Source organism: Marinibactrum halimedae (assembly GCF_021234875.1).
Taxonomy (GTDB): domain Bacteria; phylum Pseudomonadota; class Gammaproteobacteria; order Pseudomonadales; family Cellvibrionaceae; genus Marinibactrum; species Marinibactrum halimedae.
This window is the reverse complement of record NZ_JAJQVM010000002.1, coordinates 240,510-265,245: the sequence shown is the minus strand read 5'-3', so window position 1 is coordinate 265,245 and position 24,736 is coordinate 240,510. Positions and strand designations below refer to the sequence as shown.

Annotated in this window: 19 protein-coding genes; 11 read left to right on the top strand and 8 right to left on the bottom strand. The window is 41.7% G+C overall.

Annotated features, from left to right (window positions below):
• Window positions 1-9 precede the first annotated feature (9 nt).
• From LU351_RS02290 to LU351_RS02280, 3 genes are read left to right on the top strand one after another with little or no spacing between them, the layout of a single operon-like run.
• Entirely contained in the window at window positions 10-1,623 is a 1,614-nt protein-coding gene (locus tag LU351_RS02290) for an LruC domain-containing protein (protein ID WP_232592385.1), read from the top strand.
• 10 nt (window positions 1,624-1,633) lie between these two features.
• Complete coding sequence (locus tag LU351_RS02285) at window positions 1,634-2,812, top strand: polysaccharide pyruvyl transferase family protein (protein WP_232592384.1); 1,179 nt, start codon at window positions 1,634-1,636, stop codon at window positions 2,810-2,812.
• Window positions 2,766-3,698 carry a glycosyltransferase family 2 protein gene (locus tag LU351_RS02280; protein ID WP_232592383.1) on the top strand — a complete coding sequence of 311 codons (933 nt, stop codon included), beginning with the start codon at window positions 2,766-2,768 and terminating at the stop codon, window positions 3,696-3,698. The genes LU351_RS02285 and LU351_RS02280 overlap by 47 nt, the downstream gene beginning before the upstream one ends.
• A gap of 121 nt (window positions 3,699-3,819) precedes the next feature.
• Here LU351_RS02280 and LU351_RS02275 read toward each other — a convergent pair whose 3' ends face one another.
• The gene (locus LU351_RS02275; protein WP_232592382.1) at window positions 3,820-5,874 is read right to left on the bottom strand and encodes a TonB-dependent receptor; all 2,055 of its coding nucleotides are present in this window, start codon (window positions 5,872-5,874) and stop codon (window positions 3,820-3,822) included.
• A gap of 72 nt (window positions 5,875-5,946) precedes the next feature.
• Between LU351_RS02275 and LU351_RS02270 the strand changes: the two genes are divergently transcribed.
• Genes LU351_RS02270 through LU351_RS02260 form a run of 3 tightly spaced genes read left to right on the top strand, consistent with a single transcriptional unit; the run spans window position 5,947 to window position 7,752 of the window.
• Complete coding sequence (locus LU351_RS02270; protein ID WP_232592381.1) at window positions 5,947-6,387, top strand: BlaI/MecI/CopY family transcriptional regulator; 441 nt, start codon at window positions 5,947-5,949, stop codon at window positions 6,385-6,387.
• The gene (locus LU351_RS02265; protein ID WP_232592380.1) at window positions 6,374-7,336 is read left to right on the top strand and encodes a M56 family metallopeptidase; all 963 of its coding nucleotides are present in this window, start codon (window positions 6,374-6,376) and stop codon (window positions 7,334-7,336) included. Before LU351_RS02270 ends, LU351_RS02265 begins: the two co-directional genes overlap by 14 nt.
• Window positions 7,337-7,377: 41 nt before the next feature.
• Window positions 7,378-7,752 (top strand): hypothetical protein, encoded by a 375-nt coding sequence (locus LU351_RS02260; protein ID WP_232592379.1) that lies wholly within the window; start codon window positions 7,378-7,380, stop codon window positions 7,750-7,752.
• 79 nt (window positions 7,753-7,831) lie between these two features.
• Here the strand turns inward: LU351_RS02260 and parC are convergent, their stop codons facing one another.
• A complete protein-coding gene (gene parC / locus LU351_RS02255) occupies window positions 7,832-10,081 on the bottom strand; it encodes a DNA topoisomerase IV subunit A (protein WP_232592378.1) in 2,250 nt (749 codons plus the stop codon).
• 211 nt (window positions 10,082-10,292) lie between these two features.
• On the opposite strand from parC, the gene LU351_RS02250 reads away from it, so the two are divergent.
• From LU351_RS02250 to LU351_RS02230, 5 genes are all read left to right on the top strand, one after another.
• On the top strand, window positions 10,293-10,889 hold the full coding sequence (locus LU351_RS02250) for a diguanylate cyclase (protein ID WP_232592377.1): 597 nt from the start codon (window positions 10,293-10,295) through the stop codon (window positions 10,887-10,889).
• Between the two features lie 90 nt (window positions 10,890-10,979).
• Window positions 10,980-12,080, top strand: coding sequence for a beta-ketoacyl-ACP synthase III (locus tag LU351_RS02245; protein WP_232592376.1), 1,101 nt, complete (start codon window positions 10,980-10,982; stop codon window positions 12,078-12,080).
• Window positions 12,081-12,177: 97 nt separating this feature from the next.
• On the top strand, window positions 12,178-12,906 hold the full coding sequence (locus LU351_RS02240; RefSeq protein ID WP_232592375.1) for a hypothetical protein: 729 nt from the start codon (window positions 12,178-12,180) through the stop codon (window positions 12,904-12,906).
• A complete protein-coding gene (locus LU351_RS02235; protein ID WP_232592374.1) occupies window positions 12,899-13,735 on the top strand; it encodes a DUF6999 family protein in 837 nt (278 codons plus the stop codon). Before LU351_RS02240 ends, LU351_RS02235 begins: the two co-directional genes overlap by 8 nt.
• 263 nt (window positions 13,736-13,998) lie before the next feature.
• Complete coding sequence (locus tag LU351_RS02230; protein ID WP_232592373.1) at window positions 13,999-14,844, top strand: SphA family protein; 846 nt, start codon at window positions 13,999-14,001, stop codon at window positions 14,842-14,844.
• A gap of 53 nt (window positions 14,845-14,897) precedes the next feature.
• On the opposite strand, the gene LU351_RS02225 is transcribed toward LU351_RS02230, so the two are convergent.
• The 6 genes from LU351_RS02225 to LU351_RS02200 all read right to left on the bottom strand — a co-directional run bounded on the left by LU351_RS02225 (window position 14,898) and on the right by LU351_RS02200 (window position 24,400).
• Entirely contained in the window at window positions 14,898-15,233 is a 336-nt protein-coding gene (locus LU351_RS02225; protein ID WP_232592372.1) for a hypothetical protein, read from the bottom strand.
• A gap of 333 nt (window positions 15,234-15,566) precedes the next feature.
• Window positions 15,567-15,881, bottom strand: a complete 315-nt coding sequence (locus LU351_RS02220; RefSeq protein ID WP_232592371.1) for a hypothetical protein — start codon at window positions 15,879-15,881, stop codon at window positions 15,567-15,569.
• 34 nt (window positions 15,882-15,915) lie between these two features.
• Entirely contained in the window at window positions 15,916-16,272 is a 357-nt protein-coding gene (locus LU351_RS02215; RefSeq protein ID WP_232592370.1) for a hypothetical protein, read from the bottom strand.
• Between the two features lie 44 nt (window positions 16,273-16,316).
• Window positions 16,317-17,285 carry a hypothetical protein gene (locus LU351_RS02210; protein ID WP_232592369.1) on the bottom strand — a complete coding sequence of 323 codons (969 nt, stop codon included), beginning with the start codon at window positions 17,283-17,285 and terminating at the stop codon, window positions 16,317-16,319.
• A gap of 18 nt (window positions 17,286-17,303) precedes the next feature.
• Window positions 17,304-21,362: a DUF637 domain-containing protein gene (locus LU351_RS02205; RefSeq protein ID WP_232592368.1), complete on the bottom strand. Its 4,059-nt coding sequence runs from the start codon at window positions 21,360-21,362 to the stop codon at window positions 17,304-17,306.
• 26 nt (window positions 21,363-21,388) lie between these two features.
• Window positions 21,389-24,400, bottom strand: a complete 3,012-nt coding sequence (locus LU351_RS02200; protein WP_232592367.1) for a bactofilin family protein — start codon at window positions 24,398-24,400, stop codon at window positions 21,389-21,391.
• Window positions 24,401-24,736: the final 336 nt, after the last annotated feature.

Genomic DNA, 24,736 nt, shown 5'->3' with positions numbered 1-24,736 from the left:
GGAAAAGTGATGAATAATTTTAAAAAATTAACCTTGTCTTTGGCTTTTTTAGCTTGCCATTCATCAATGGCAACGAATCAGAATGAGCAAGGAGAATATATTTGGAATTTCTTGACTGATTTGCCCTGGCCTCTAGGGTACGATCAAAATATCGGGAAGCCAGATGATTTGATCTGGGCATACAACGAATATTCCTCTGATTTTTTCTCAAGAATTAATAATGCTTTGCCAGAAAGAGAAGTGAATGAGGCCTTCTTGACAGATGATGAAGGTGCAAATATCACACTAAACCAAGAGGCAGAAGTCTTTGTTACTTTTATTCATGAGGGTGCAGGTTATAGAAACTCATTTGGTTACTTTACTTTTGATAAAGAAAACCCTCCTACATCAAAAGAAGAAATTGATGAGGTTATTGTTTTTCCGAATCTTTCTTATCCTCATATGACGAATGGTCATCGTTTGAGTTTAGGAACATTTCCAGCGGGAACCAGTATAGGATTTTTCCTTGCTGCAAACGGATTTTCTTATTTTACAGGTGTAAAAAATGGTTATGCGCCTCACTACTATTCTTTAAAAGGACTTAACCCTGACCCTACCGATGAATTAAGGCAGCACTGTGTTTTGCTGTACGATGATTCCACCAGTGAAACCATTATTGGTTTCGAGGATTTACCTCGAACATGGGGAGATAATGATTTTAATGATGCTGTATTTTCAGTTAAAGCAAGCCCTGAATCTGCAATAGATAATGCTAATTTAGTGAGTATTCCCGATGTGAATGATAGTGATGCTGATGGTGTTCTTGATTCTTTAGATGAATTTCCTGATGACTTTAAGCGTGCCTACTCAAGTTACTATCCTTCGGCTTCAGAATGGACAACACTGGCTTATGAAGATCAGTGGCCTCAAACGGATGACTACGATATGAATGATTTAGTTATCCGTGAACGTTTTCAGTTAATTTATGATGGCCAAGGAAATATATCAGGCTTTAAAATTAAAGGTTTTATTGATGCAAGAGGTGCCAGTAATCACAATGGTTTTGCATTACGTTTAATGGATATAGCTCCATCTGTCATTGATGAAGTTGATATTAACATCAATGGCATAACCTATTCTAAGGAAACGGAAGATTTCCAGACCGATGCAGTCATCTTGTTATGGCAAGATTCTCATACTTTTACGACGACGGGTGAGACAGGGCAATGCTCACATTTTAATACTGTAAAATCTTGCACAGAATTCGAACCTGTTCCATTCGAATTGGATGTTGACTTTGCTGTTTCTGTGGATGCTCTGCTTCATTCCGCCCTCGACTTTTTTATCTTTAGAACGAACTATCGGGGGCGTGAAATTCATTTTGCTGACTATCCACCCACAGATTATTTTGATGAATCTCAGTTCGGAGCTCATGCAGATACGTCTAATCCGGAGCAAAATCGATATTTTCGTACTAGCACGAATTTACCTTGGGCGATAAAAGTGAATTCCGATTGGCGTCATCCTAGAGAATATATTGATGTGCTGTGGGCTTATCCAGATTATGAAACCTGGGTAGAAAGCTCTGGTGCGCAAGCCCTTGATTGGCATTCAACGAGTGAGCGAGATACCCATTTTTATTGATCAAAAGTAAGTGCAGAATAATTATTCTGCACTTATTAGAATTGAGGTGTTTATGAAAAAATTCGATGCAACCTTGTGCGGTTTTTACGGAATGAAGAACAGTGGTGATGATGCATTATTATTGTCTGCTGGTTGGGGAGCAAAAAAATTTTTAGGGGTACAAAAGGTGTCAGTCACAACCCCTATGGCTCTATCAAATAAAGACTTTGATACCATTCCATCAACATTGGTTGAGAAACAACGATTTAAAGGCGAAAACCGTTTTCGTCGATATTCTAGTGCAATTTTGAGTCAGTTTATTATTTTTGGTGGTGGTTCAGTATTGCATTCTGCTTCAGATATACATCAGAAAATTCATATGATGAAGCTGAGTGCAACTAAATTCAGTCTTGCTTTGGGTGTTGGTTTGGGGCCCTTTAAAAATGTTGCCGCCGAAAAAGCCTGTGTTAAATTTTTAAATGAATGTCGGTTTGTGGGGGTTCGTGATAAAACCAGTTTAGAGATTGCGCAAGCCATTGCGCCTACCGCGAATGTACATAAAACATTTGATTTGGCGCCAATGTTGTTATGCAGAGAAGATTTTGAATTATTTGATGTTCCTCGTAAAGGAATAGCCTTTAATTTATGTTGGTCTCAAGTAGATGATGTTAATGATTCTTCTAATAAGAAAAAAATAACGGAAGTTGTAGAGGTGATCAATCGATTGCATCTTGAATCTAATGAGCCTGTCTATCTTCTGGATATCAATGGGCATCCAATAATGGGAGATCACCATTTACATAAAGCAATTACGAAGAGGTTGCCTCATGGTGTTGTGGAGCGGCATATAGAATATGATAGTAACCCATTGCGTTTATTGCAGCGATTGGCCAGTTTCAAAGCCGTTGTTTCGATGAGATTGCATGGTGCTATTTTAAGCTTTATGGCGAATACTCCGGTTATTTCTTTGAATTATCATTCAAAATGCAGAGAGTGGTGCCGCTCTATTGGTATGAGTGAAGAACAACAGTTGAGTTCGGAAAACTTTAGCTCTGAAGAGTTGTTGTTTGCATTAGATCAAACCATAAATGGAAATATTCCGACTCCTTCTTTAACGCTTGCCCATGCCGTACAAGCTTCATTTGATAACTGGAGATTAATTGATGAAAAAGAATCAGATTGCTTTTTCCGTAGTTATTCCACTTTATAATAAAACCCATTATATTTTAGAGGCGTTGGATTCTGTTTTAAATCAAAGCTATCCTGCCTTGGAAGTTGTAGTGATTGATGATGGCTCAACAGATGATGGTGTGGAGAAAATATCAAAATTAAATAATGAAAACATAAAAGTATTTTCGCAAAAAAACCAAGGTGTCTCTGCTGCTCGCAATATGGGGGTTGAAAAGTCGATAGGGGAATATGTCGCTTTTTTAGATGCCGATGACAAATGGTCTCCTCACTATCTTGCGGAAGTGGAGAAATTGATTCGGTTGTTCCCGGATGCGGGTGTCTATGGTAGCAATTATCAATGTTTTAATAAAAACGGACTTTACTTACCCAAAATAAGAAAGATGGATAAAGAAGTTGGACCTTATGTTTTGCCTAATTACTTTGAGGTATGCTCTGAAGGCGAGTTGCCATTTATTATTTCTTCTTGTGTTATTCCCAAGAAAGTTCATGAAAAAGTAGGGGGGTTTCCTGTAGGTGAATCTATGGGTGAGGATCAAGATTTCTTTTTCAGAATTGCGCTAACGCATCAAATTGCTTATAGCAATCGAATAACGGTCTTTTATCGATCTGATGCGGATAATAGTGCTATGAATATTTCGATTCCAGATCAGGAATGTTTCTATAGTCAACGGCTTACGCGTTTCGCCCACCATTCTTTTGTACGTGCTCAGGATAAAAAATGGTTGTTGAAGTGTAGTGCCGCCCATCTTATTCATTTGGCTTCGAGAAATATTCGTGTTGGACGATTTGATATTGCCAGACGACTCTTGATGGATGAGCGTTGCAGTCTTAAATCGTTTAAGCGTCGTTATTGGTTGGCTAATTTATACGTAAGAAAGTTATTTTCTTTCTTAAATTATTGTTGATTTTTTGAGTGTTTTTTGGCTTTTAAAGTGTTTTTAAAATGTTAAGACTTTTTATTTGCCTTGATATTGATTACACCATCAAGGCAAATATTCTGCTGTTTTTGAATTGGTCAGTTATTTTTTAAAATTGATAACCTACTGAAAATCTTACCGATCTAGGCTCCATAACATGGTAATGAATATCTTCTACTTCCTGACCTGATGACTCACTGTTAAGGCGCGAAGCATAGAAGTAATCAATATCATGATCATCACTGTCGGTGAGGTTTAAAATATCTGCTTTAAAAGTCCAGTCGGCAAGGTGATAACCTACACGTAAATTCCAGATCGTGCTGGGGTCAGACTTTACTGTGCCATCTTCTATAAGAGGGCGTTCGCCGAAGTGACGTACACGTAGGCTGCCAAACCAACTGTTACCGAAGTCTGCATTGAGCCCTGCTTGAAATACGCTTTCAATGGCACCGGGTATGTTATCGCCTTCTGGTGCTGAGTTTGTAAATTTTGCATCAGTATAAGCATATTCTACATCAGCGCTCCATTGCTCTGTAATATGATAGTAAGCCGTGATTTCAAACCCGTTCCGTTCTGACCTTCGGCTGGCTTCTGTATTACCAGCATCTCCGACAAATAATAATTCACTGTCCAATTCTAATGTCCATAAAGACAAAGAGGTGTTAATTTTATCGCTGATAAAACCTCGAATACCCATTTCATAGCCGAAGGATCGAACTAATGGGTCGACGGTTTCTACAAGACTGCCATCGGATGGGTCAATACGAGTTGTTGTTCCGCGTGCATCGTTAGAATGAAACCCTTGACCAACCGAAATGTAGCTCTCCCATTCGCTATTGAACGTGTAAATTAAGCTGCCTTTCAGAGAAGTGATATCGTCATTGGTATTGCCATTATTTGTACTGAGGTCAATACCATTGGTATTGGTTCCAACCTGATCGTCAACCTCGAAATCATAATAATCTGAGCGAATGCCTACAACACTGTGTAATTGATCTGTCCATGTCATTTTATTTTCCCAGAAGACGCCAATGCTGGACTCTTTGACTTGATCGCTGCGAATCACACCTCGTCGTTGACGGGCTTGGCTCTGATAAAGCCCGGTTTCGTCAATGTCGTCCACACGCCACTCGATACCAAAACGGTTTTCCATAGGCTTTCCCATGAAGCTATCTTTAAGGGAATAATTGACATGACCGCCGTAAATGACTCTGTCATCGACCTGTTCGAATTGGTCACCATTGGTTTCATCGTCTAAAAAATAGGTGAAGTTAGACCACAGGTTCAGGTCGTAATCAATGATGTAGGCAGAGCCCTGCCAATTGCCAAATTCCCAATTGGCATTAAGACTATAACGACTTGACTCGCCACCTAAGGTGTTATCAAGCGACCCCAGCTCATCAATAATACCCTGTTCAACCGCACGGGATGGAATCTGATCGGCGCTGTTCCATTGGTTATCGTAGGTCATGAAAGCCACACTCATGTGGCCTTGGCTGAGCGGGGTGGTGTGCTTGATCAATACATTGGTTTTATCAACGTCTTCTTCAATGTCGGACCAAGGGCCATCATAGTCATTGCGTTCAACTGCAAAAAGTGTATTTCCCCCTGCAAGCGCAATGTTACTCATCAGGAATAATCGATAATAATCATACTCACCTGCGGTGATGTCGACGATATTGTTTTCAGGCTGCTTGAACGTTGTTATTTCGGCACTGCCGGCGCCGCTGAAATCGCCCACATCGGCATAGTAGGCTCCTTTTTTGTAGGCCAATTGCGATACGGTTTCTGGTATTAGAAAGTTCAGATCGGTATAACCTTGACCATGGCCATGGGTTCTCATGTTGACTGGCATACCATCGACAGAGGTAGAAAAGTCGGTACCGTGGTCTAAGTTAAAACCACGTAAAAAGTACTGATTGGCTTTACCGGTGCCGCTGTGTTGTGTAGCGACCATGCCTGGAACCAACTCAAGTACTTCACCTGTTCGTAATAGCGGCCGAATTTCCATCTCTTTTTGCCCTATCAGCCCTTCAGATGCAGAAGTACTGACACCCACCAAGTTGGTTTGACGCCCCTCTACTGTGACCGTTTCAATCGTATGTGCGTAGGCCAGGTTTGGCCCTGCTACCATTAACAGAAACAGTTTTTGCAGTCTTTTCATTAAATAGTTAACCCCTTATGATTTGCCCGCATTATCCACGACGCTCTAAAAACCGATAAGAGATAGGTTTTGATGAAAACGATTGCCCTCAGGTTGAGTCAGCTACTGCCCCATAGACAAAAAAGGCGCTCTTCATCAGCATTGGGGGAGAGAGAATTAGAAGTGATGAAAATCCTTTGGCAAGATGGCGCTCTCTCCGCCAAAGAGGTGCTAACGCGACTCTCTGATACGACATTAAGCTTAAGTACAATGCAAAGTACTTTAGAGCGTTTACACAGGAAGTCTCTTTTGAGTAGGGAAAAGGTAGGCAGATTTTATATTTATCAGGCTGCGGTCAGCCGTAATGAGATGATTCGCGAGTTACTGGGGAACATTGCTGAACAGGTCAGTGATGGTCAAATGGCCCCAATGATTTCCGGATTTATGGATTTTATTGAGCAGGATACGTCAGGAACGGTTTCTGCTGAAATGAAAGAAGTTATGGAGCGATTGGTATCCGATGATGGAAGATAGTCTGTTAACGACCATTCTTAATCAGGTGTTTGGTTGGGTTGTGTTGACGGTTTTACTGTCTTGGATATCAGCAATAGGTTATCCCCTTATTTCACGTACCTTGGTTAAAAAAGAAGCTGGGCAATCTGCGCTTTTTTCGTTGCTTTATGGTTTATTGGCGCCAGCTGCAACAACCGTGACCATGATTTTATTGTCGTTACCGGCACTGAGTTTTATTTTTGTCATTGATCATTGTCATGCGACACATTGCGCACCACATACCGTGCATATGCAGAAAGAGACGATAAAAGGTGCCATGCTTGTCAGTCTTATTCTTGTTTTATTGCTTTGTGTTAGCGTTATTATGCTAATGCAGCTTTTAAAAAGTCGGCAAAAACTGAAGTTATTGGGTCAATTGTCAAAAAAGAGTACGGCTGCGTTTCGAATTGTCGATAGCCCAGCGCATCTTGCTTGGTGTGTGGGCCTTATTCGACCCCAAATCTACCTCTCAAGTGGATTGATTGATGCCTTATCCCCTAAACAAATAGAAGCAGTATTGGCGCATGAACTCGCCCATGTGGTTCGAAAAGATAATTTACGCAAGTGGCTTTTGCATTGGGCAACTTTTGTTTGGCCAAGCCGATTTAAACATCAAATTCGCCGAGATTTAGCTCACTACATTGAGCAAATATGTGATGTGATGGCAGCTAAAGTTAACTCCTTAGCGGTTGTGGATACGTTAGAACGATATGACTCACTGACTAAAAGTGGATTTAATTCGAGTGAGCCCAGTTATCTTGAAAGCCGTCGAGAAAAATTAGAGCAAGAATTGAATATCCACTGTGGCCAAAAAGCAGCCCCCCTTGTTTATCGACTGCAATCCATTGGTATTATGATGTTTCTTGGGGGGGCTGCAATTATTCTCTCGGTACACTTCGGACATCATTTATTGGAGTGGTTGTTGAGATGAGCAATAAAGTGTCATAGTGCTAAGGGGGCAACAAATTCGCCATGTTTGAAATAGAGAGAAAAAGTAGGAAACCAAACAAAAAAGAAGCTTGGATTGTGGGGTCGTTGATCGCTTCCCTCTTCTTATTTTTTACAATTTTCAGTATTTTTCAAGCATCTGATTCTGTATTGACCAATGTCGAAACCGCTTTAGTCACGAAGGCCAAAGCAATGCAATCCAGCGGTGGAAGAGCCATGAGTTCAAGCTTGACTTATGAACTGGAATTGCAACTTGCTAACGGGACTCTTTTTAATACCACGACACATCTGAAACATGAGGTTGGGGATATTGCTTGCGTTTCAACGATATCGAGTAAATCAAAAGGGCATGAATACAATAAAATTGTACAACCCAAATCGTGGTGTAAAGATTTGTAATAAATTATGATCCTTCAAACTGGTACGGTGCTTAACCATGAGCACCGTATTTCCTTCCAGATATAAACGTCGTTACCATTTAAGACTGAACATCCACGCCACTGACCGATTGGAATCCTCTCGGTAATTTATTGCCTCTGCGGCCTCGCTCACCCACGTAATGTTCTAAATCAGCGGATTTGATAATGGTTTTACGTTTACCGGCGTATACCACCAATTTATCGGTAGGTTGCAATACGGTCACAGCCACCATAAATTCTTCTCGGCTCTGAGCGCGAGCAGCGGGGATATTCATGATTTTATTCCCTTTACCTCGTGCTAACTCAGGCAGATCAGAAACTGGGAACACCAACATACGCCCTTCGTTACTGATGGCCACCAGCATGGCATTATTCACATTCTCTAACGGCACTGGCGGTAAAACTCGTGCGGCAGTTGGCAAGGTTAGTAGATTTTTGCCTTTGGTATTTTTGGTGTACATGTCTGCAAGGGTAGTAACAAATCCATAGCCCGCATCGCTGGCCACAAGAATTTGCTGCTTTTCTTCGCCCATAAAGAGGCCATCAATGGTGGCCCCACTGGGTGGATTTAATCGGCCCGTTACCGGCTCCCCTTGCCCTCGTGCCGACGGCAAGGTATGGGCGGCAAGCGCATAAGAGCGACCGGTAGAATCCAACAACACCACACTTTGATTACTCTTACCTCGTGCGGCGTATTTAAAGCTGTCTCCGGCTTTGTAACTTAATGCCGCAGGGTCTATTTCATGACCTTTGGCGGCGCGAATCCATCCTTTTTCTGATAACACCACAGTGACTGGGTCAGAAGACAATAAATCCGATTCGTTAAAGGCTTGGGCCTCACCACGTTCGACAATGTTAGCGCGACGATCATCACCATAGGTTTTCGCCGCCGCTTCTAATTCTTTACGAATTAATGTTTTTAAACGTCGCTCTGAACCCAAGGTAAGCTGTAATTTATCTCGCTCTTTTTCTAACGCTTCTTGCTCTTCCCGAATTTTCATTTCTTCCAATCGAGCGAGCTGACGTAATTTGGTATCAAGAATGTATTCGGCTTGCATTTCAACTAAGTTGAAACGTTCCTTCAAAATGGGCTTGGGGTGATCTTCTTCGCGGATAATACGAATGACTTCGTCCACATTTAAAAAGACGATCATTAATGCCGCTAAACGCAGTAAGCGCTCTTCCACTTTTTTCAAGCGGTGGTTTAAGCGACGCTTAACGGTTTCGGTTCGAAACTCGAGCCATTCTCCCAATAGTCGATCTAGGCTTTTGACCTGTGGGCGACCATCGATGCCAATCATGTTCATGTTGACACGATAGGTACGCTCTAAATCCGTACTGGCACACAAGTGGTTCATCAGTTGGTCGGTATCGATCCGATTCGATTTTGGTACGATGACCAAACGCGTCGGACTTTCGTGATCCGATTCATCTCGTAAATCCGCCACCATCGGCAATTTTTTCGCCTGCATTTGCGCGGCAATCTGCTCAAGGACTTTTTCACCACTGGTTTGATAGGGCAGGGCTGTGACGACGATATCGCCATCTTCAATGCGCCAAACCGCCCTCATGCGCAAACTACCACGACCGGTTTTATAGATTTTCAACAGATCCTGTTTCGGTGTGATGATTTCCGCATCCGTGGGCATGTCCGGCCCCGGTAATAACTCACACAGCTCTTCGACGGTCGACTTGGGATTTTCCAGTAAATGTACGGTGGCATTCACCACTTCCCGCAAATTATGGGGTGGAATATCCGTGGCCATCCCCACGGCAATCCCGGTTGTCCCATTCAGCAGCACGTTCGGCACTTGTGCAGGTAAGACTTTGGGCTCTTCTAAGGTGCCATCAAAGTTCGGCAACCAATCTACCGTCCCTTGGCCTACTTCACCCAACAGGGCTTCGGCGTAAGCGCCTAAGCGTGCCTCGGTATAACGCATGGCCGCGAAAGATTTCGGGTTATCTGGCGAGCCCCAGTTCCCCTGACCATCCACCAGTGGGTAACGATAAGAAAACGGCTGCGCCATGAGCACCATGGCCTCATAGGCGGCGCCATCGCCGTGCGGGTGGAATTTACCAATCACATCCCCCACCGTACGTGCCGACTTTTTAAACTTTGCGGTGGACTTCAGCCCCAACTCACTCATGGCGTACACGATTCGACGTTGAACTGGCTTTAAGCCATCTCCCACATGCGGCAGCGCCCGATCCAAAATGACGTACATGGAGTAATCCAAATACGCCTTTTCGGTAAAGGTCTTAAGCTCTATGGTTTCATCGGCATCGGGGCCGTAGGTGAGATCTGTCATAGATAATCCTGTTACTTATGCTAATAAGAGGCATACTGATAAAAGCGAGACTTAACGATATTAGTTTAGGGCTTATACCAAAGAGGGCGGTCAGGAGCAACGAAGCACTGCCTATGAAGTGCTTCAACAACATGGCTTTTCAAAGTCGGTCGTCCGCTGAAGAATAGAAATTGACGAATTAACCGCCAATTGTAAAAAGTAAGAACAAGGAATGAAAATGGATGCAAACGATGTTGTTGGGGTGAACCAACTGCTGATTAATGTCCTTCTGTATGTCTTTTTACCCATCTGGGGCATCGCCGGTTTCTTAGACTGGGTTTGCCATCGCCGAACCCACATTGAGCAGAACTCTGGCTTGATGGAGTCGAGCTTGCACTCACTTATGGGAATCCAAATTGCCATCCCCATTGCTCTGTGTTTGCTTTACCAAATTAATGTCACGGTATTATTGGTGTGTATTTTCGCTTGGCTTGCCCATGAAGTGATTGCACACATTGATGTGTGGTATGCCTCACCTCGGCGCGATATTTCCATTTGGGAAATGCACGCCCACAGTTATTTGGCGACCCTGCCCTTTTTTATGCTCACACTCATTTTCGTCCTCAATTGGCCGATGGTAAAAAACCTGGTCACTTTAAATTGGCAAGGGCACCTGGCGCTAGAACCGCTAAGGCAAGCACACGGGTTTGACGGGTACGTATTTCACTACACATTCTTCATGGCCATTATTTGTGTGTTTCCCTATGCAGAAGAAAACATTCGTTGCGCAATTTATTTTTATCGCTCTCGAATAAAAATATCTCGCTAACACACTCTACGATCTATCATCGATTAGCCACAGTTACTCACCAGAGCAGACAGCCTCAATCGCTTTCAGAAATAACGGAAATCATTATCTATGAGCGTATACATCACTAGCACAGGTCATTGTTTACCGGGCAATCCGGTCAATAATGACGAAATCGAAAATATTTTAGGGTTTGTGCACGGTAAGCCCAGCCGATTAAAGAAAAAAATTCTTCAATCCAATGGGATTAAAACCCGGCACTATGCCATTAATCGAGACCATGAAACGCTGATTTCCAATAGCGACATGGCCGCCTTTGCCGGTGATGACTGTTTGCAATCCAGTATGGTCAGTAAACGGCAGTTAGGCATGTTGTCGGTTGCCACCAGCCAAGGGGATTTAGTCTTACCCGGATTTGGCAGCATGGTACAAGCGGCATTAAAACTCCCCGACATCGAACTCAATACCGCTCACGGTATTTGCTCTAGTGGCATGATGGCATTAAAAACCGCGTATATGGCGGTTGCGTTAGGAGAACACAACAACGCCTTAGTGGTTGCCAGCGAATTAGCTTCTCGGCTATTTAAAGCCAGCCGATACGAAGCTACCTTATCGAATAAAGTCGATTTTAATGCAGAATTTTTACGCTGGATGCTCTCCGATGGCGCCGGCGCGTTTTTATTACAAAATCAGCCTGTGGGCCGATGTTTTAAAATCGAATGGATTCAGGGATTTTCTCATGCAGACGCCTACCCTGTTTGTATGTCGGTAGGGCAAAACGACGCTGATAAAACTTGGCAAGATTATTCTACCTATCAAGAAGCCGAAGCCGCCGGAGCGCTATTAATTCGTCAAGATGTTCGCCTACTCGATAATATTGTGAAACTGGGTGTGGATGGTTTTTTACGGTTACTCGAAAAAGGAAAAATACAGGTCGGTGAGATCGATCATGTCCTTTGCCACTATTCTTCTGACTACTTTCGAGGAAAAATATTTTCCCTTATGGAAAAAGCGGGCGTCGCCATTCCTGAAGAAAAGTGGTACACCAATTTATACGAACGTGGCAATACCGGCTGTGCTTCCATTTTCATTATGCTGGACGAATTTGCCAAAACTCAACACTACAGTGTGGGCGATACCATTATTTGCATGGTGCCTGAGAGCGGACGCTTTAATAATGTGTATATGCGACTGACCGTCGTGGAAAGCTAAGTTGAAAACTGAATTGAAGACAGAGCAAAAAATCAAGCTAAAGCGCGAGCAACAAATAACGCAAGAATAATTTTACAATTAAGGATAATAACCTCTCATGACATCACAACCTTCATTGTCTGATAAAGCCCTTACTCCCCTTGGCCAACAGTGCCTGCAAGGGTTAATGCGCGAATGGTTTCAGTTTGAGCGAGCACTCGGGCGTATTCCCATTATCCAACGCCTCCAACAAAGTCAGTTCACCCTCGAAGATTACCAAAAACTCTTATTAAATCTTCGCCAACAAGTGATCGAAGGTTCACGTTGGATCACACGAACCGCCTCCAGTTTTGATCGAACCTTTGCTGATATTCGATCCGAAGTCATTGGCCATGCACAAGAAGAACATCGGGATTATGAAATCTTGGAACAGGATTACATCAACAGCGGCGGGCAACCCGAAGACATCAATAATTACCCTCGTAATGCAGGCTCAGAAGCTTTACATGGTTTTTTGATGTATCGGGCCAGCCAAAGCAATCCTGTGGATATGATTGGCGCCATGTGGATGATCGAAGGGCTTGGAGAGAAAATGGCGAACGACTGGGCCGAACTGGTCGAAGCGTGCCTCACTAAAGCATTCGCAAAAAGTGAAGAACACATGGCACAACACTGCACTCGTTTTATGCGTTACCACGGAGCCAACGATGATCATCATATGGAAAAACTCTATAAGATGATTGATCGTGTTTGCCAAACTGATGCTGACGTACAAAATATACTTCGCACGGCGCGGGTTGTTGGCCGACTTTATGCTCTACAACTGGAGGAAGTGGATTATGAGTAAATCTCGCAGTGCTTATCTTCAAGCCATCGCTGTGGATAACTCATTACCCATTGAGCAAGACGCGGTAGACTTGTGGTTAAAAGATCTAGACAACCCCTTCCGATGGTGGCTAAGGCCGTTTTTGCAGTTCTTTTTTGCCATTTTATTACACCTTATCTGGTTTCTTAAACGCTTACCCTTGCCGCAGTTTTCTAATCACACCCTTTTACAAAGCCTCATTTGCTGGTTTTGTAAAAACGTCGTTAGTGTAGAGGCCAACAAACTCATTCTTCGTCACTTTGCCACTGAGTCTAATATTCTGAACTTTCTCTTAGAGAACTCCCATATTCAAGATAACCACGCTCCTACCCCTGTAGAACTCTACCCCTGTACCATTGAAGACATGCATCAGGCAACGTTTGTTGATCACGATCAGGAATTATTTCGATTGTTTAAAGAGTTGGGAAAGTGGCAGCACACTTCGTCAGAATCGATATTAAAATGGAAATATTGGCGACCTATTGATATGAGCAATTATAAGATTGAAAAACGTCGCTCACAAATTTTAGATTTTGAAAGCTCCCATGCTTTGTTTATGTGTTTATTTTGTTTTTTACTGACTCGAGATGAGTACAGAGACGCCATCAACGGGTTTAATCTCGATCAATCCATCGCTATACGAATCGGTAAAATTATTGGCGACGACAGTATTGTCGAAATGGCGTACAACAAACATCCTCACTACCTTGTTGGCCCATGGAATCTTAGCCAACGCTTTCTCATGCATGGTTTCTTTACAGAATATTTATATGCCAAATTACATAATTTTTATCATAAAGATAAATCGTGACAACCTGAATTTTTCTCAAGTGCCAAAGAATACAAAGTGCTTAATCATCACTTATTTTTTCTTTCTAATTAAAAAAACCATTTTACGCGAAATAAATAAATCACTTTATACATAAGTCTAAATTCCGTGATACATCTGTGATTTCCCACTTTTACTCTGAGTTCGCATTTCAAAAGAATGAAAAATAAAGCGGGCTCCTTTTCACACTCAGTGCAAAACTAAACTTTCCATGACGTTTTGAACATCACTAGAGATGCTTAATCATGAAAAATTCACAGATTCTTAAGTATTCATCTTTCGCTGTAATTTTTGGAGTTTTGTCACAGTCATTTTCACCCTCTGTTTATGCCAGCCATTATGGGCCAGGCATAGAAGGTCTCGACAATGCCAAAGCACCTGGGCCAGGTCTGTATTATCGTGGCTATGCCTTAGAATACAGAGCCGACAGTTATGAAGGTGAAGGAGCACCTGAAAACAGTGAAGTCACCGTCAACGTCGCCGCCAATCGGTTTGTCTGGGTAACGGGCGCCAATTTTCTCGGTGCCGACGTAATTGCCGAAACCGTTATCCCGTTAATCAATATCGATTTAAATATTGGTAACGGTGCCGTTAGGGACGAGCAATTTAATGTAGAAGATATTTTTGTTGGCTCCGTATTATCTTGGCACAATCAGTGGTGGGATGCCGTCGCCGGAGCCGGCATGTGGTTCGACACCCTAGATGACGACTCACCCGCCGACCCAGGCCACGACTACAACGAAGTGATGCTAACTTACGGCGCCAATTTTTATCTCACCGACAAAAAAGACGTGAGCATCAGCGCACTCTCTCGCTATTTAATCCCGGATGATTCTGAAGTAGATGAAGAACTTATTGTGGAATGGGGGTTGAAAAAGAATTTAGAAACCGGCATTGATATTGGTATCGTCGGCTACGATTTATGGCAAACCTCTGGCGGCAACTCAGAATCCCACGCTATTGGCGTCGAAGCAGGGTATTTTTGGGGAAGTATTAAGCTGGGTTTGAATGCGGCGTATTACAATGATTACGACAGTAGTGAGAATTTTGAAGGGGATACATTTCGTCTGACGTTGACTAAGGTTTTATAAGAGTTCCAAAAAGGCCCCCTTATTTGAAGGGGGCCTTTTGAACTATAAAAAAGTTAGTCTTTCACAAAAAACTCTACTATGTGACATCGTATTGTCCCATTTCCCCCATCCTTATCTTCCACTCGTAAATTCACTTGCTTTCCCATCGCGTATGCACTTAACAGAACAGACATCTTTCCTTCAGAGCCAGATGTATTTTCATTTAAATACGCCCAGTCTGGACTTGCTGAACAATAATCCATTCTAGGCATACCATAAATTCGGAAATGGTAGTTATTGGCATTCGACACAAACAGCTGACTAATTTTAAACCAACCTGTAAAATGAAGATCAGCAGACGCCTGAAACGACGCCATAACTAAGAAAATAGATAACAATAACTTTTTCACAATAAAATTCCTTAAAATATTAATTTAACAATGTTATTACCGGAGCCAACCAGGAAACCAATTCTTGCTTTTCATAATTATCAAAAATTATTTCCTCAAAAGGTTCTTCAAACTCTCCTTCCTAGGCAGACAAACTCACATGCGAGCTATTAAATCTGTTTGAAAAAATTTGATCAAAAGGAGAGTTTTCAATATTAAGCTCACCATTTTTATTGCCAATCTCCACCGCAGCTATAGCAGCTTAATAATTCCGTACCAACCAATAGATTCAACAAAAACTAAAGGCTAAAAAAACCAGAATAAATCTGGGATTTTGAATTATTTTACCAAGGGTTAACGAACAAAAACTGCTGAGCCAACCATTGTTCCCTTGTCAGTACACTCCGTAATTCTAAAGGAAACTTCTTTTCCAGCCATAAAAGCGGACAAAGCGATAGATAGAATTTGATCATGCATTCTATTACTAAGAGGGACAAATAATCTCGCCCTTGTACATCCATTTACAATGGTTTTATTTTCCAAAGTAAAAAATGTTGAATTAACACCCCAATCAGTAGCGATATCCTGAATTTTGGAAAATGGCGTGCTCTCAGCAGCAAAACCAAAAGCCGAATACAAAACAGCAACTAAAAATACAACTTTTTTCATTAAAAATCCTTTACCTATTTTCTGCTTAACTTAATTACAAAATTTGAAATGCGATTAACTTACATGTTGCCCAATAACGATAAGAGATTGAGGTGTTCCCCTCAGCCCCTTCTCCCAAGCCATCTTCAATAGTGGCAAGCACTCTTCGGTCAGCCATTTTGGCGGCAAGTGCTGCTGAGTACATGGCTTGACCGCCTTGAGTTGCGGTATCAATCCAGATCACATTGTGCGCGCAATCACACTCACCCAATTGAGTATCCATGCTAAAGCCTGCAACTCCCATTGAGGGGACGAGGCCTTGTAATTTTCCTTCTGGATTGCAGACTGTTGCGTTGGCGTTTATGCCTACAATTGCAAATAATAGGACTAAAATTTGAAACAATTTGCTCATTAATAAAACTCCAGGTCCAAAAAACAACTAAAAACTAATTTCATTTAAATTTCATTCCCCACCCTAATTTCACACCAAGGCATCGACTTTCTTAAATCAAAAAAAAGCTCTTTCGAGAGCTGACATGAAGAAAGGTATAACTTTTTCAGGCCAGAGAGGCTAGTGAGATTAAAAAAGGAATCAGACGTAATAGATGACGAAGAAATATGAAGCTCAAAGATTTTTTCAACTGAGTTATTTTTCAACAAAGAAGTTATAGCTTCATCAGTTATTCCGCTGCCAGACAACTCTAACTTGCCAGATAAAGCTTCCAAACTTAAAAAAGAATAAGAACAACAACCTCCAACAGACGGATGAAATGATCCCATGCTCAATTCTTCAAAATAATCAATCGAGCATTCAAAAGTGCTTAGTAAGCCAAATTCATCTTTCATCCAAAATAACAACAAATTATTAAATAATGCTTGATAGCTATAAAAAACAACCTCGCCGCAAGCATTCCAGCGATATTTCTCTCGAAGCCCTATGGAATTATCGACATGCTCTAACATAAATAATGAACCATCTTGATAACAGGCTTTAGACTCATCATAACCTTTTACATATTGGGAAATTTCAACCCCCCGTAAAAGACTTTTTCCATCACCATTTATCCAAGCTGGGTCTTCAACTTCTTTTCCCAAGCTATCATAATTTCCAGGAGCTTTTACATAGCCAGATTCATTAAATAGATAGGTAACCCCACTAAAAGGCTTCGTATCCAAATAAACTAAAAATTGCTCCATATAGTCCTCCACATATTCAATAAAAGGTTCCACCTCTACAATATGCTTAGGATTTTCATTCAATAAAGGGAATGGGAGCTCAAAATCACCCACCACCATACCATTTTCACATACCTTTTTTTCTTTAACCAATCCATTGCTAATAAAAAAATAAACCCCTGTAAATAAGCTTTCTTTGTAAAAATACCGATCGTTTTTTAAAGAGAGTGCTCTTTTATTCACAAACATTTTTCAATATCTCTACAATTAATGAGTTCCGGTTAGAATTTCAAATCCATTTAATATTCCTCCACAGTGATTACATGCGGCAAATGGCTCCCCCAAAACACCTTCACCACCATTCAATCGATAGGTAGCCACTTGAATTCTACTCACATCATAATCAAGGCCCGCTCTAACTTGATTCAAGATATCATTTGCAGCACGTACTTCAGCATGCAAGCCTGGTATTCCTTTAAAGCTGTCAGCATCATGGATAGTAAAAGTGCCCCCATCTAAATGTTGAGCAATACGCCTCTCAATGATCGGGTGCATCTCCATTCCGTTGTCCTTATATAATTTTTTCACAAAACCAAGATATTCATCTATTGATTCGACAGTAAACACCTCATCTATAGCACCAGTGTGAGGTCTTGAAACTCCAGGAATCTCTGTATTAGGGCTTAATTTGAAATCAATATTAGTGAATGAATCCGAATCCACACCAAGTTCTGGAATGCCTGTCCTAGAAAGAGCAACCATCCTGTTTCGCTTATTCTTTGATTCAGTGGCTATAATTTCTAATGCTTCTTCTTGCGTTTTCTTGGTAAGTATATTACCAAAATTACTTCGATCAAGCGCACGACCAATGAGAACTCCCATCGATGCAACACTTTCAACAGCCTCAATTGTAACTTCGGCCCCAATACGAGTGACTAATGAGGGAGCTCCAAATTGATCTATCGCGTCATATATGGGTTCATAGATGCTAAATTGTCTTTGCATCTGATTCCCCATCATTCGAAGCTCTTCTCGATTCACCACAGTAATATCCTGTGATTCATATTCTCTTATTTCACTTTCTGTTTCCTCAATATAAGCATTAATGGCATCTTGAGGCCCCTCCCTGAAAGCCATGCGAATTAGTTCTGACCAATTAACGTCACCAAAATGATAAGGCAGTACAGCATTTTTATTCTGTTCTTTGTAATCCGCTTCTGCCTCAGAATGAAACTCCTCCATACTTGCAAGAGTATGCATTACAAATAACTGATCACCGGTAATATGCTGCGTTGGAGCATTTGGATGAGGCATCCACTCTTCTGGGATGTAATCCAGTTGAACTAAATCCCATGGTGAATACAATCGATCTCGCAACGTTCGAAGGTTATTTTGCTCTGTTAATAAATCGTAAATTGCAACGGCATCATCTACTTCAGCGCGGTCAGCAGTAAAGCCACTCCAACCAACATTTGAAACCATACCATCAGCAATATTAATACTCGCTCCACTAGCACCTGCAATTAAAGCACCGACACCAGCAGTCAGCCTAGAAATATTAATAGATCGACGTGTCAGCCTACCTAATTCATTTTGAAGCTGTGAAAACTCTTGAATTCTGGGCAATATATCGAGCGGAAGATGTTGCCCATTATTTAGATAAGCTTGTAACTCCTCATTTGAAAGACCAAGAATACCTTCACCAATATTTTCTTCAAACCAACTAGATAATTCTTTTTGCTTTTCTGTTAAATCAGCGGTCAAATTCCCTCTAACAATATTCGTTATCGTAGTCGAAGCTGCAGATGATATGCATGCAGATTCGGCATTTTCCCCTTGCAAACCAGCTGTGGCCGCACCGACTATACAACTATTAGAAGCTGACAAAATATTTTTTAGCGCATCTCCTAATTCATTGCTATTTAATATTCTTTTTGTTGCATTCTGCCCAAGTAAATTAATGGAGTTCTGTGCTAAAGCTTGAATAAAGGATTCTTCAAAGCCCCCTCCATTCACAATAGTATTTATCCCTGCATTTACTGCTGAATGAGTAACAACCTGCAGCATTTGGTCCGCTAAACTTAATTCAGAACCCCTAGCGACCTCAAAAAACTGAGCATCAATTGCTTGCAAAGCCCCAGCAGTTACTGCAGAAGTTGCTATAGTTCGAGCACCTTCTTCACTATGAACAGCTTCAAAGCCAGCTCTGAATATATCTTCTGGGTTACCGCCATTAACTGTCACATTTGCCATTGCAATAGTGGCAGTATTAATCATAGCGGTGAAACCAGCATTCATCGCCGCGCCTAAAGCAGTAGTAGTGCCTGCTGTAGTGCCAGCCGCACCTATCATAGCGGCACCGGCACCTGCAGTAACAATTGCAACAACAATTGTTATGATGGCTAATGCAGCAGCATTTAGTGTTGTACTAGAATCATTCCATTTCTTGTATTCGGCCTCCACCAATGTCCAATCAACATTGTTAAGCTCTGCGTGTCTTTTAGCCTCTTTGACCCAGGGCGCCAAACCTGGCATTTTTTCTAATTCATTTAATTGCTCATCAAACGTTAAATTAGGATCTCCTTCATACTCAACATTTAATCCGTATAAAGCATTTGCTTCAAAACCACCAACAATCGTCGTATGGACAACATTTTCAATATTGTGTCCACGATTAACGGTTTTAACAGTAAATAACCGCTTTGCAATAGAGCTATAGCTGTAATGATCGGTTTCCTTTGTAACAAGCAATTTCACTTGTCCATTATCTGCCGTTACGCTTGCACCTTCATTTGAACGTATATCTGTAGCCCTTAATGTAATATCACCAAATTCAGCATGAAGCCTTATATTTTTTCCGGCATCAAGTAGCGAACGAATGGCTACGGTTTGATAGGTAGATTCTGTAACACTCTTCTTACCAAACTTTCCTTCCCGATAAAATTGTTCAGAACGCAGGTCATCTTCAATCGTGATCCCAAGGCCTGCAAGTATCTCGATATGACCTTCATCGGCGATGATATCTGCCGCATCAATTTTAATTTCACCTGATGCAATTAATTCAATACTTTCTTTGGCAGATAAAGATGAAGTGAGATATTCCGTAGAAGAGCGCTCATAATTACGCCACCTCGTTCTTCCACTTAAGTCATCGTAAGTACTGTAACTAGAAGAACCAATATTAATATTACCACTAGCACCAAAGCGGATATTTTGCCCTGCACGAACCTGGGTTCCAATTAAGTTAATATCATTAGACGTACGAAGGTTGACACTGCCATTCTCTGAGGTAATTTCAGCGACTTCACCAAAGACTCCACCACGAGAATCACCATTATCAAAAAGGTGTACTAACGTTTCACTTTGGAAATCACCAGCGCTGATGTACATATCTTCGCCGGAAGATAACAGGCCTGATGCATTGTACAAGCCGCCTTCAACGACCATATTCAAATTACGCTGAGCAGTAATGTCACCCTGCAAGTTTGAAAGCTGCTCGGCGATAATGGTGAGATCACCACTTCCGTTAAAGGAGCCGCTATTATTAAGTAAACTTCCGGCAACATTTAATACTGCATTTCGGCCAAACTGAAGATTCACCCCATCAACAGCAAGGTCTGAAAACTCAACCACATTATTAAATTCAACAACATGCCCATCGACCTTGCGCTTATCAATGGTATCTTGACTAAGGTAAACAATAGGTACGACAACACGCTGACCGAAGAGTGTCCGATACTCTGGCCAAATCATGTCAGACTCAATAACACCATCTTGCTGAAAACCCAATACATCGCCAAATTGCTTTTGATTCGCTCTGGCATAGTTATAAGCATTGTTGTAAAGGGTATTTAATTGAGCTCTTTCGTTCGTGTATTCCGGCTTGTCTGAGTCAATTAAGGTACGGCCAAGTAACCCTCTGACTTGTTGCCGAACATAACGACTCTGTACCAAGGGCGTCCCTAAACTTTTGGCGGAATCGAAAATGGGAATAATGGTCGTTAAGCCATCGCCGACCGAAATAGGCACATAATTGGGATTGCCAAGACCCGCTTGGTAATTATTAAATAAACGTTGCCAAAAGTATTCAATGGTGGTTGCCCCTTGTGGGGCAAGAGTTTCGACATAATCGTCCGCTTGGTAAAGATAACTCATGTTATCCAACCAGCGGAAAATCGGATTAGACCGAATATCTTCCTCAATAGCGCTGTTTGGCAAATTCGCCGCTACCGCAACGGTAGATTGAAACACCATAAGGAAGGACAGTGCACACGCAATAATTTTAAGCGATACACTAAACTGCGCTGAATTCGATTTCGACGTCATTGCTTTCTTCTCCTCGTACACGGCCATTACTCGTCTTCCCACCATTTAATTTCGTCGAAAATACCTTCTACCCAACCTAATAGAGATTCATAGGCATGACCCATTTCGTCAAATAAGCGATATACTTTGCTCCCACCATTAGCGATCTCTTCTTCGTGAAACTCTGTGCCTTGACAATTATCAGAATATCCTTGATTACACTCAGTAACCCTACGTTCCACATAAGCAAGTAAAGATTCGCTCCAATTAATTGTTAATTGCCCAGTTTCGTAATCGATAACTCCTTCGGAGACATAAGAGCGGTATTCAAAATCATCCGGCATACGCTCTCTATGCCTTTCATTATTTATATTCCATATAATCTCTTGCCCATCGGCATTGTTGCCACGATCTGATACCAAACCATCTCTTGCTTCATCAAACTGAGTTGCACGTAAATACTCAATGCGATCTCTCATGAATTGATCAAATGGATCATGATTAGTGAAATGCCAGCGTTCTTCAGGGCGTTGTACTCTATTTTGATTGTAATTATTCAGAATAGAGTCTTCACCTTCATCCACATTATCTAAAAACTGTGGGCCGACTTTAATGGCTGCACTACCATTCACAAAGAACAACGAATCGACTTCTCTGGCTCCAGTCACAACAGCAGGTGTAATATGGGAAGAAGCACAGCCTGTACCACAGTAAGATCCGTAATAAGTAGAGGAAATACTAGACCTTGAAATTCTGCGCCCTTTTAAACCAAAGTCGTAAAAATGACTGCCCGCATTGATTTTGGCTTCACCAAACACTTCAAAATAGCCGACATTATTTAGGAAAAGGTTCGTTGCGGAGGCTTCAAAACTTCCCATGGAAAATAAACGGCCCGATGGAGAAAAGACGGCAATGCGATCATACACAGCGGTTTCAGTTGCAGAATCAATCTCTGTGTTAGGTGCAGCACTTGGGTTTATATCGTAAGTATTACGATCAAGAATGGAGGTAACACGATAACGCTCATTCACAATATTACGAGCCTTAACGTGAACCTTACCGTTTTCACTGGTTACGCCCATTAGTGCTGATGCATTGACAATGTATCGGCTGCTTTCAATTTCCAGACGTTCTTCAGCGGTAAATTGAACCTGATCGAAGAAGGTTCGTGATAAAACGAGTTCTTCATCCGCCTCTTCAAACATCGCATAATACGGATTGATATTTTCAACCGCGCCAGCCTTAATGCTGATGCGTTTTGCATGTATATACGCACTGGTGTTATTGGATTGAGATTTACCAGACCAATTTTGATGATCTACCCCTGCAGTATAAAAAATGCCTAACTCTGCTGAATTTAACGACTCATGATAACGATCATTAACTTCATTTAAATAACCATTAGGGTATTGATTAAATGGTGTTCTTGAACCATTGATAAGAACACCACCAGCCTCTACGTGAAGCGTCTTTGACGAAATACTCCCACCATGACGATTCAGCACAGCGCCATCGGTATACACTTGTGTTTCGCCACCGGCTTTAATAATGGATTGGTTATCCAATCGTGAGGCTGCAATATTTAACGTTTCTGTTTTGATCTGACCGTAGTTGACCAGTGCCCCCTTGGCGATGATGTCGGTATTCTGACTTTCTATTCGGCCACCCCCGTGAATGACAATACTGCCATTACCACTATTTATATTGACACCATGAGCAATAAGGGAGCGATTTAAGGTTAAGTTTTCACTTGCATAACTGTGTATGGTAATACGATTATCAGCAATCACCGGCGCGCCACGATAATATAGTGTGGATTTTGCGTCTGCCGTGGTATTAATGTGTGTGTTCATGGCCAATGGGCGAGTGGCCACAATTTTTGCTCCTGCGGCGGTAATGTTACCGCCAAAGTGACTATTGTCACTGACATTCGTGCTTCGCGATAACACCATGTCTTTATCAAAGTGCCACGTTAAATCACCGGAAAGTAAACTCACCGAGCCTGTTGCGATTGTATAGCGCCCATTAGGGTTTGCCTCATAAACACCATTGCTTAATCGATGGGCTTTTTTGTGGGTATTAATGATTCCATTTTGTTGAACATTGGCAGCAAGAATATTTAGCCCGACCACGCCCGGTGCATCTATTCCATTCAATATAATGCTGCCAGAGTGATGAGTTTCTATCGCACCAATGCCGTTAATTTCGTTAATGTCTTCAATGGTTTCACCTACCGCTAGGGTAACGCGATTAAAGCCTTTAAATTCACAGGCTGTACAGTTAATAACCCCATTAGACTTCTTAGAGATAAGCAGTAAATCTGCCGGCTCACCGAGGTTTTCAACCGTGTTATTGAGCGTAAAATTATCAGCCTCTAACACAATTAACGACGCCGCATGATTCACATTACCATTACCTACATTTAATAAGGTTAATGGCCTATCGGTTACGCTTAAATTGGCTATACGAGTAATAGACACCCCATATCCATTCGGGCGATCAATAGGTAGTACTCGCTTACCAGATGACAATGTATTGGTTGTCATATTCGGAAGCACAGCGCGAGTAGCCTGTGATGCCCCAACGTACTGTGCATTTTCATAAATAGGGATAATAGTAGTAATACCACCCACGCCAATGGGTACGTAAACGGGATCACCAAATGGCCCTTCTGGTGCATTCGACCCAACAGTCACCGAGTACGCTTGTGAGTAACCAGACCAATATAAGTCGTCTTGAAAATCACCATTATTATTTTGGCCTCGATACTCTGCTCCCACCCGAAAGATGTGCGTGCCATTGGCTAAACGATGGAAGGAGTAGCGCGTTTTGGGCCCCACTTTATGTAACGTCTGCTGACCATTCGGCAAGTAATGTTGAATAACAAAATGTGTCAACGGGCCATAGCGGGTATTCGCACCTTCAATCCATTCAAGGTCGAAGGTACCGTCTCGGTCAGATACAGGAATTTCAACAATCATTGGGGCAATACCAGCCGTCGCCGTAAAACACACAGCGATACAAAGGCTGGCCGCAACCGTCAGCAGCAGCTTTTTCATAGAGTTTCAGATTTTTTTAGGCCAAAAGAAAAGCGGGGGAATAAAAGATAAACTGTACGGAAGAGCAATGGCACTCCATACCTCACTTAAACCCTGATTTACAATAAATTGTGCAGCGCAATTGTAATATTGTTCGAAATAAAATCAATACATCTTATAAAAAACTTAAAATATATTGAATTGCAACCCATGAAGGTCACATTTCGAACATAAAAGTATTATTTTTAAACTTTGGGTTTATGATAGGAATCGAAATGAAAAATTGAATGTTGCTATCTCTCCTAGATTCAACTCTGAAAATAATCGTTTTTCTGGCTTTAATGCAGAAAAATAGAA

Excerpts from the sequence above, each read along its gene's own strand:
- parC (WP_232592378.1), bottom strand. The coding sequence starts at position 10,081 with ATGACAGATCTCACCTACGGCCCCGATGCCGATGAAACCATAGAGCTT.
- LU351_RS02275 (WP_232592382.1), bottom strand. The coding sequence starts at position 5,874 with ATGAAAAGACTGCAAAAACTGTTTCTGTTAATGGTAGCAGGGCCAAAC.
- LU351_RS02230 (WP_232592373.1), top strand. The coding sequence starts at position 13,999 with ATGAAAAATTCACAGATTCTTAAGTATTCATCTTTCGCTGTAATTTTT.
- LU351_RS02270 (WP_232592381.1), top strand. The coding sequence starts at position 5,947 with ATGAAAACGATTGCCCTCAGGTTGAGTCAGCTACTGCCCCATAGACAA.
- LU351_RS02210 (WP_232592369.1), bottom strand. The coding sequence starts at position 17,285 with ATGTTTGTGAATAAAAGAGCACTCTCTTTAAAAAACGATCGGTATTTT.
- LU351_RS02200 (WP_232592367.1), bottom strand. The coding sequence starts at position 24,400 with ATGAAAAAGCTGCTGCTGACGGTTGCGGCCAGCCTTTGTATCGCTGTG.
- LU351_RS02280 (WP_232592383.1), top strand. The coding sequence starts at position 2,766 with ATGAAAAAGAATCAGATTGCTTTTTCCGTAGTTATTCCACTTTATAAT.
- LU351_RS02290 (WP_232592385.1), top strand. The coding sequence starts at position 10 with ATGAATAATTTTAAAAAATTAACCTTGTCTTTGGCTTTTTTAGCTTGC.
- LU351_RS02265 (WP_232592380.1), top strand. The coding sequence starts at position 6,374 with ATGATGGAAGATAGTCTGTTAACGACCATTCTTAATCAGGTGTTTGGT.
- LU351_RS02260 (WP_232592379.1), top strand. The coding sequence starts at position 7,378 with ATGTTTGAAATAGAGAGAAAAAGTAGGAAACCAAACAAAAAAGAAGCT.
- LU351_RS02245 (WP_232592376.1), top strand. The coding sequence starts at position 10,980 with ATGAGCGTATACATCACTAGCACAGGTCATTGTTTACCGGGCAATCCG.
- LU351_RS02250 (WP_232592377.1), top strand. The coding sequence starts at position 10,293 with ATGAAAATGGATGCAAACGATGTTGTTGGGGTGAACCAACTGCTGATT.
- LU351_RS02220 (WP_232592371.1), bottom strand. The coding sequence starts at position 15,881 with ATGAAAAAAGTTGTATTTTTAGTTGCTGTTTTGTATTCGGCTTTTGGT.
- LU351_RS02240 (WP_232592375.1), top strand. The coding sequence starts at position 12,178 with ATGACATCACAACCTTCATTGTCTGATAAAGCCCTTACTCCCCTTGGC.
- LU351_RS02235 (WP_232592374.1), top strand. The coding sequence starts at position 12,899 with ATGAGTAAATCTCGCAGTGCTTATCTTCAAGCCATCGCTGTGGATAAC.
- LU351_RS02205 (WP_232592368.1), bottom strand. The coding sequence starts at position 21,362 with ATGACGTCGAAATCGAATTCAGCGCAGTTTAGTGTATCGCTTAAAATT.
- LU351_RS02215 (WP_232592370.1), bottom strand. The coding sequence starts at position 16,272 with ATGAGCAAATTGTTTCAAATTTTAGTCCTATTATTTGCAATTGTAGGC.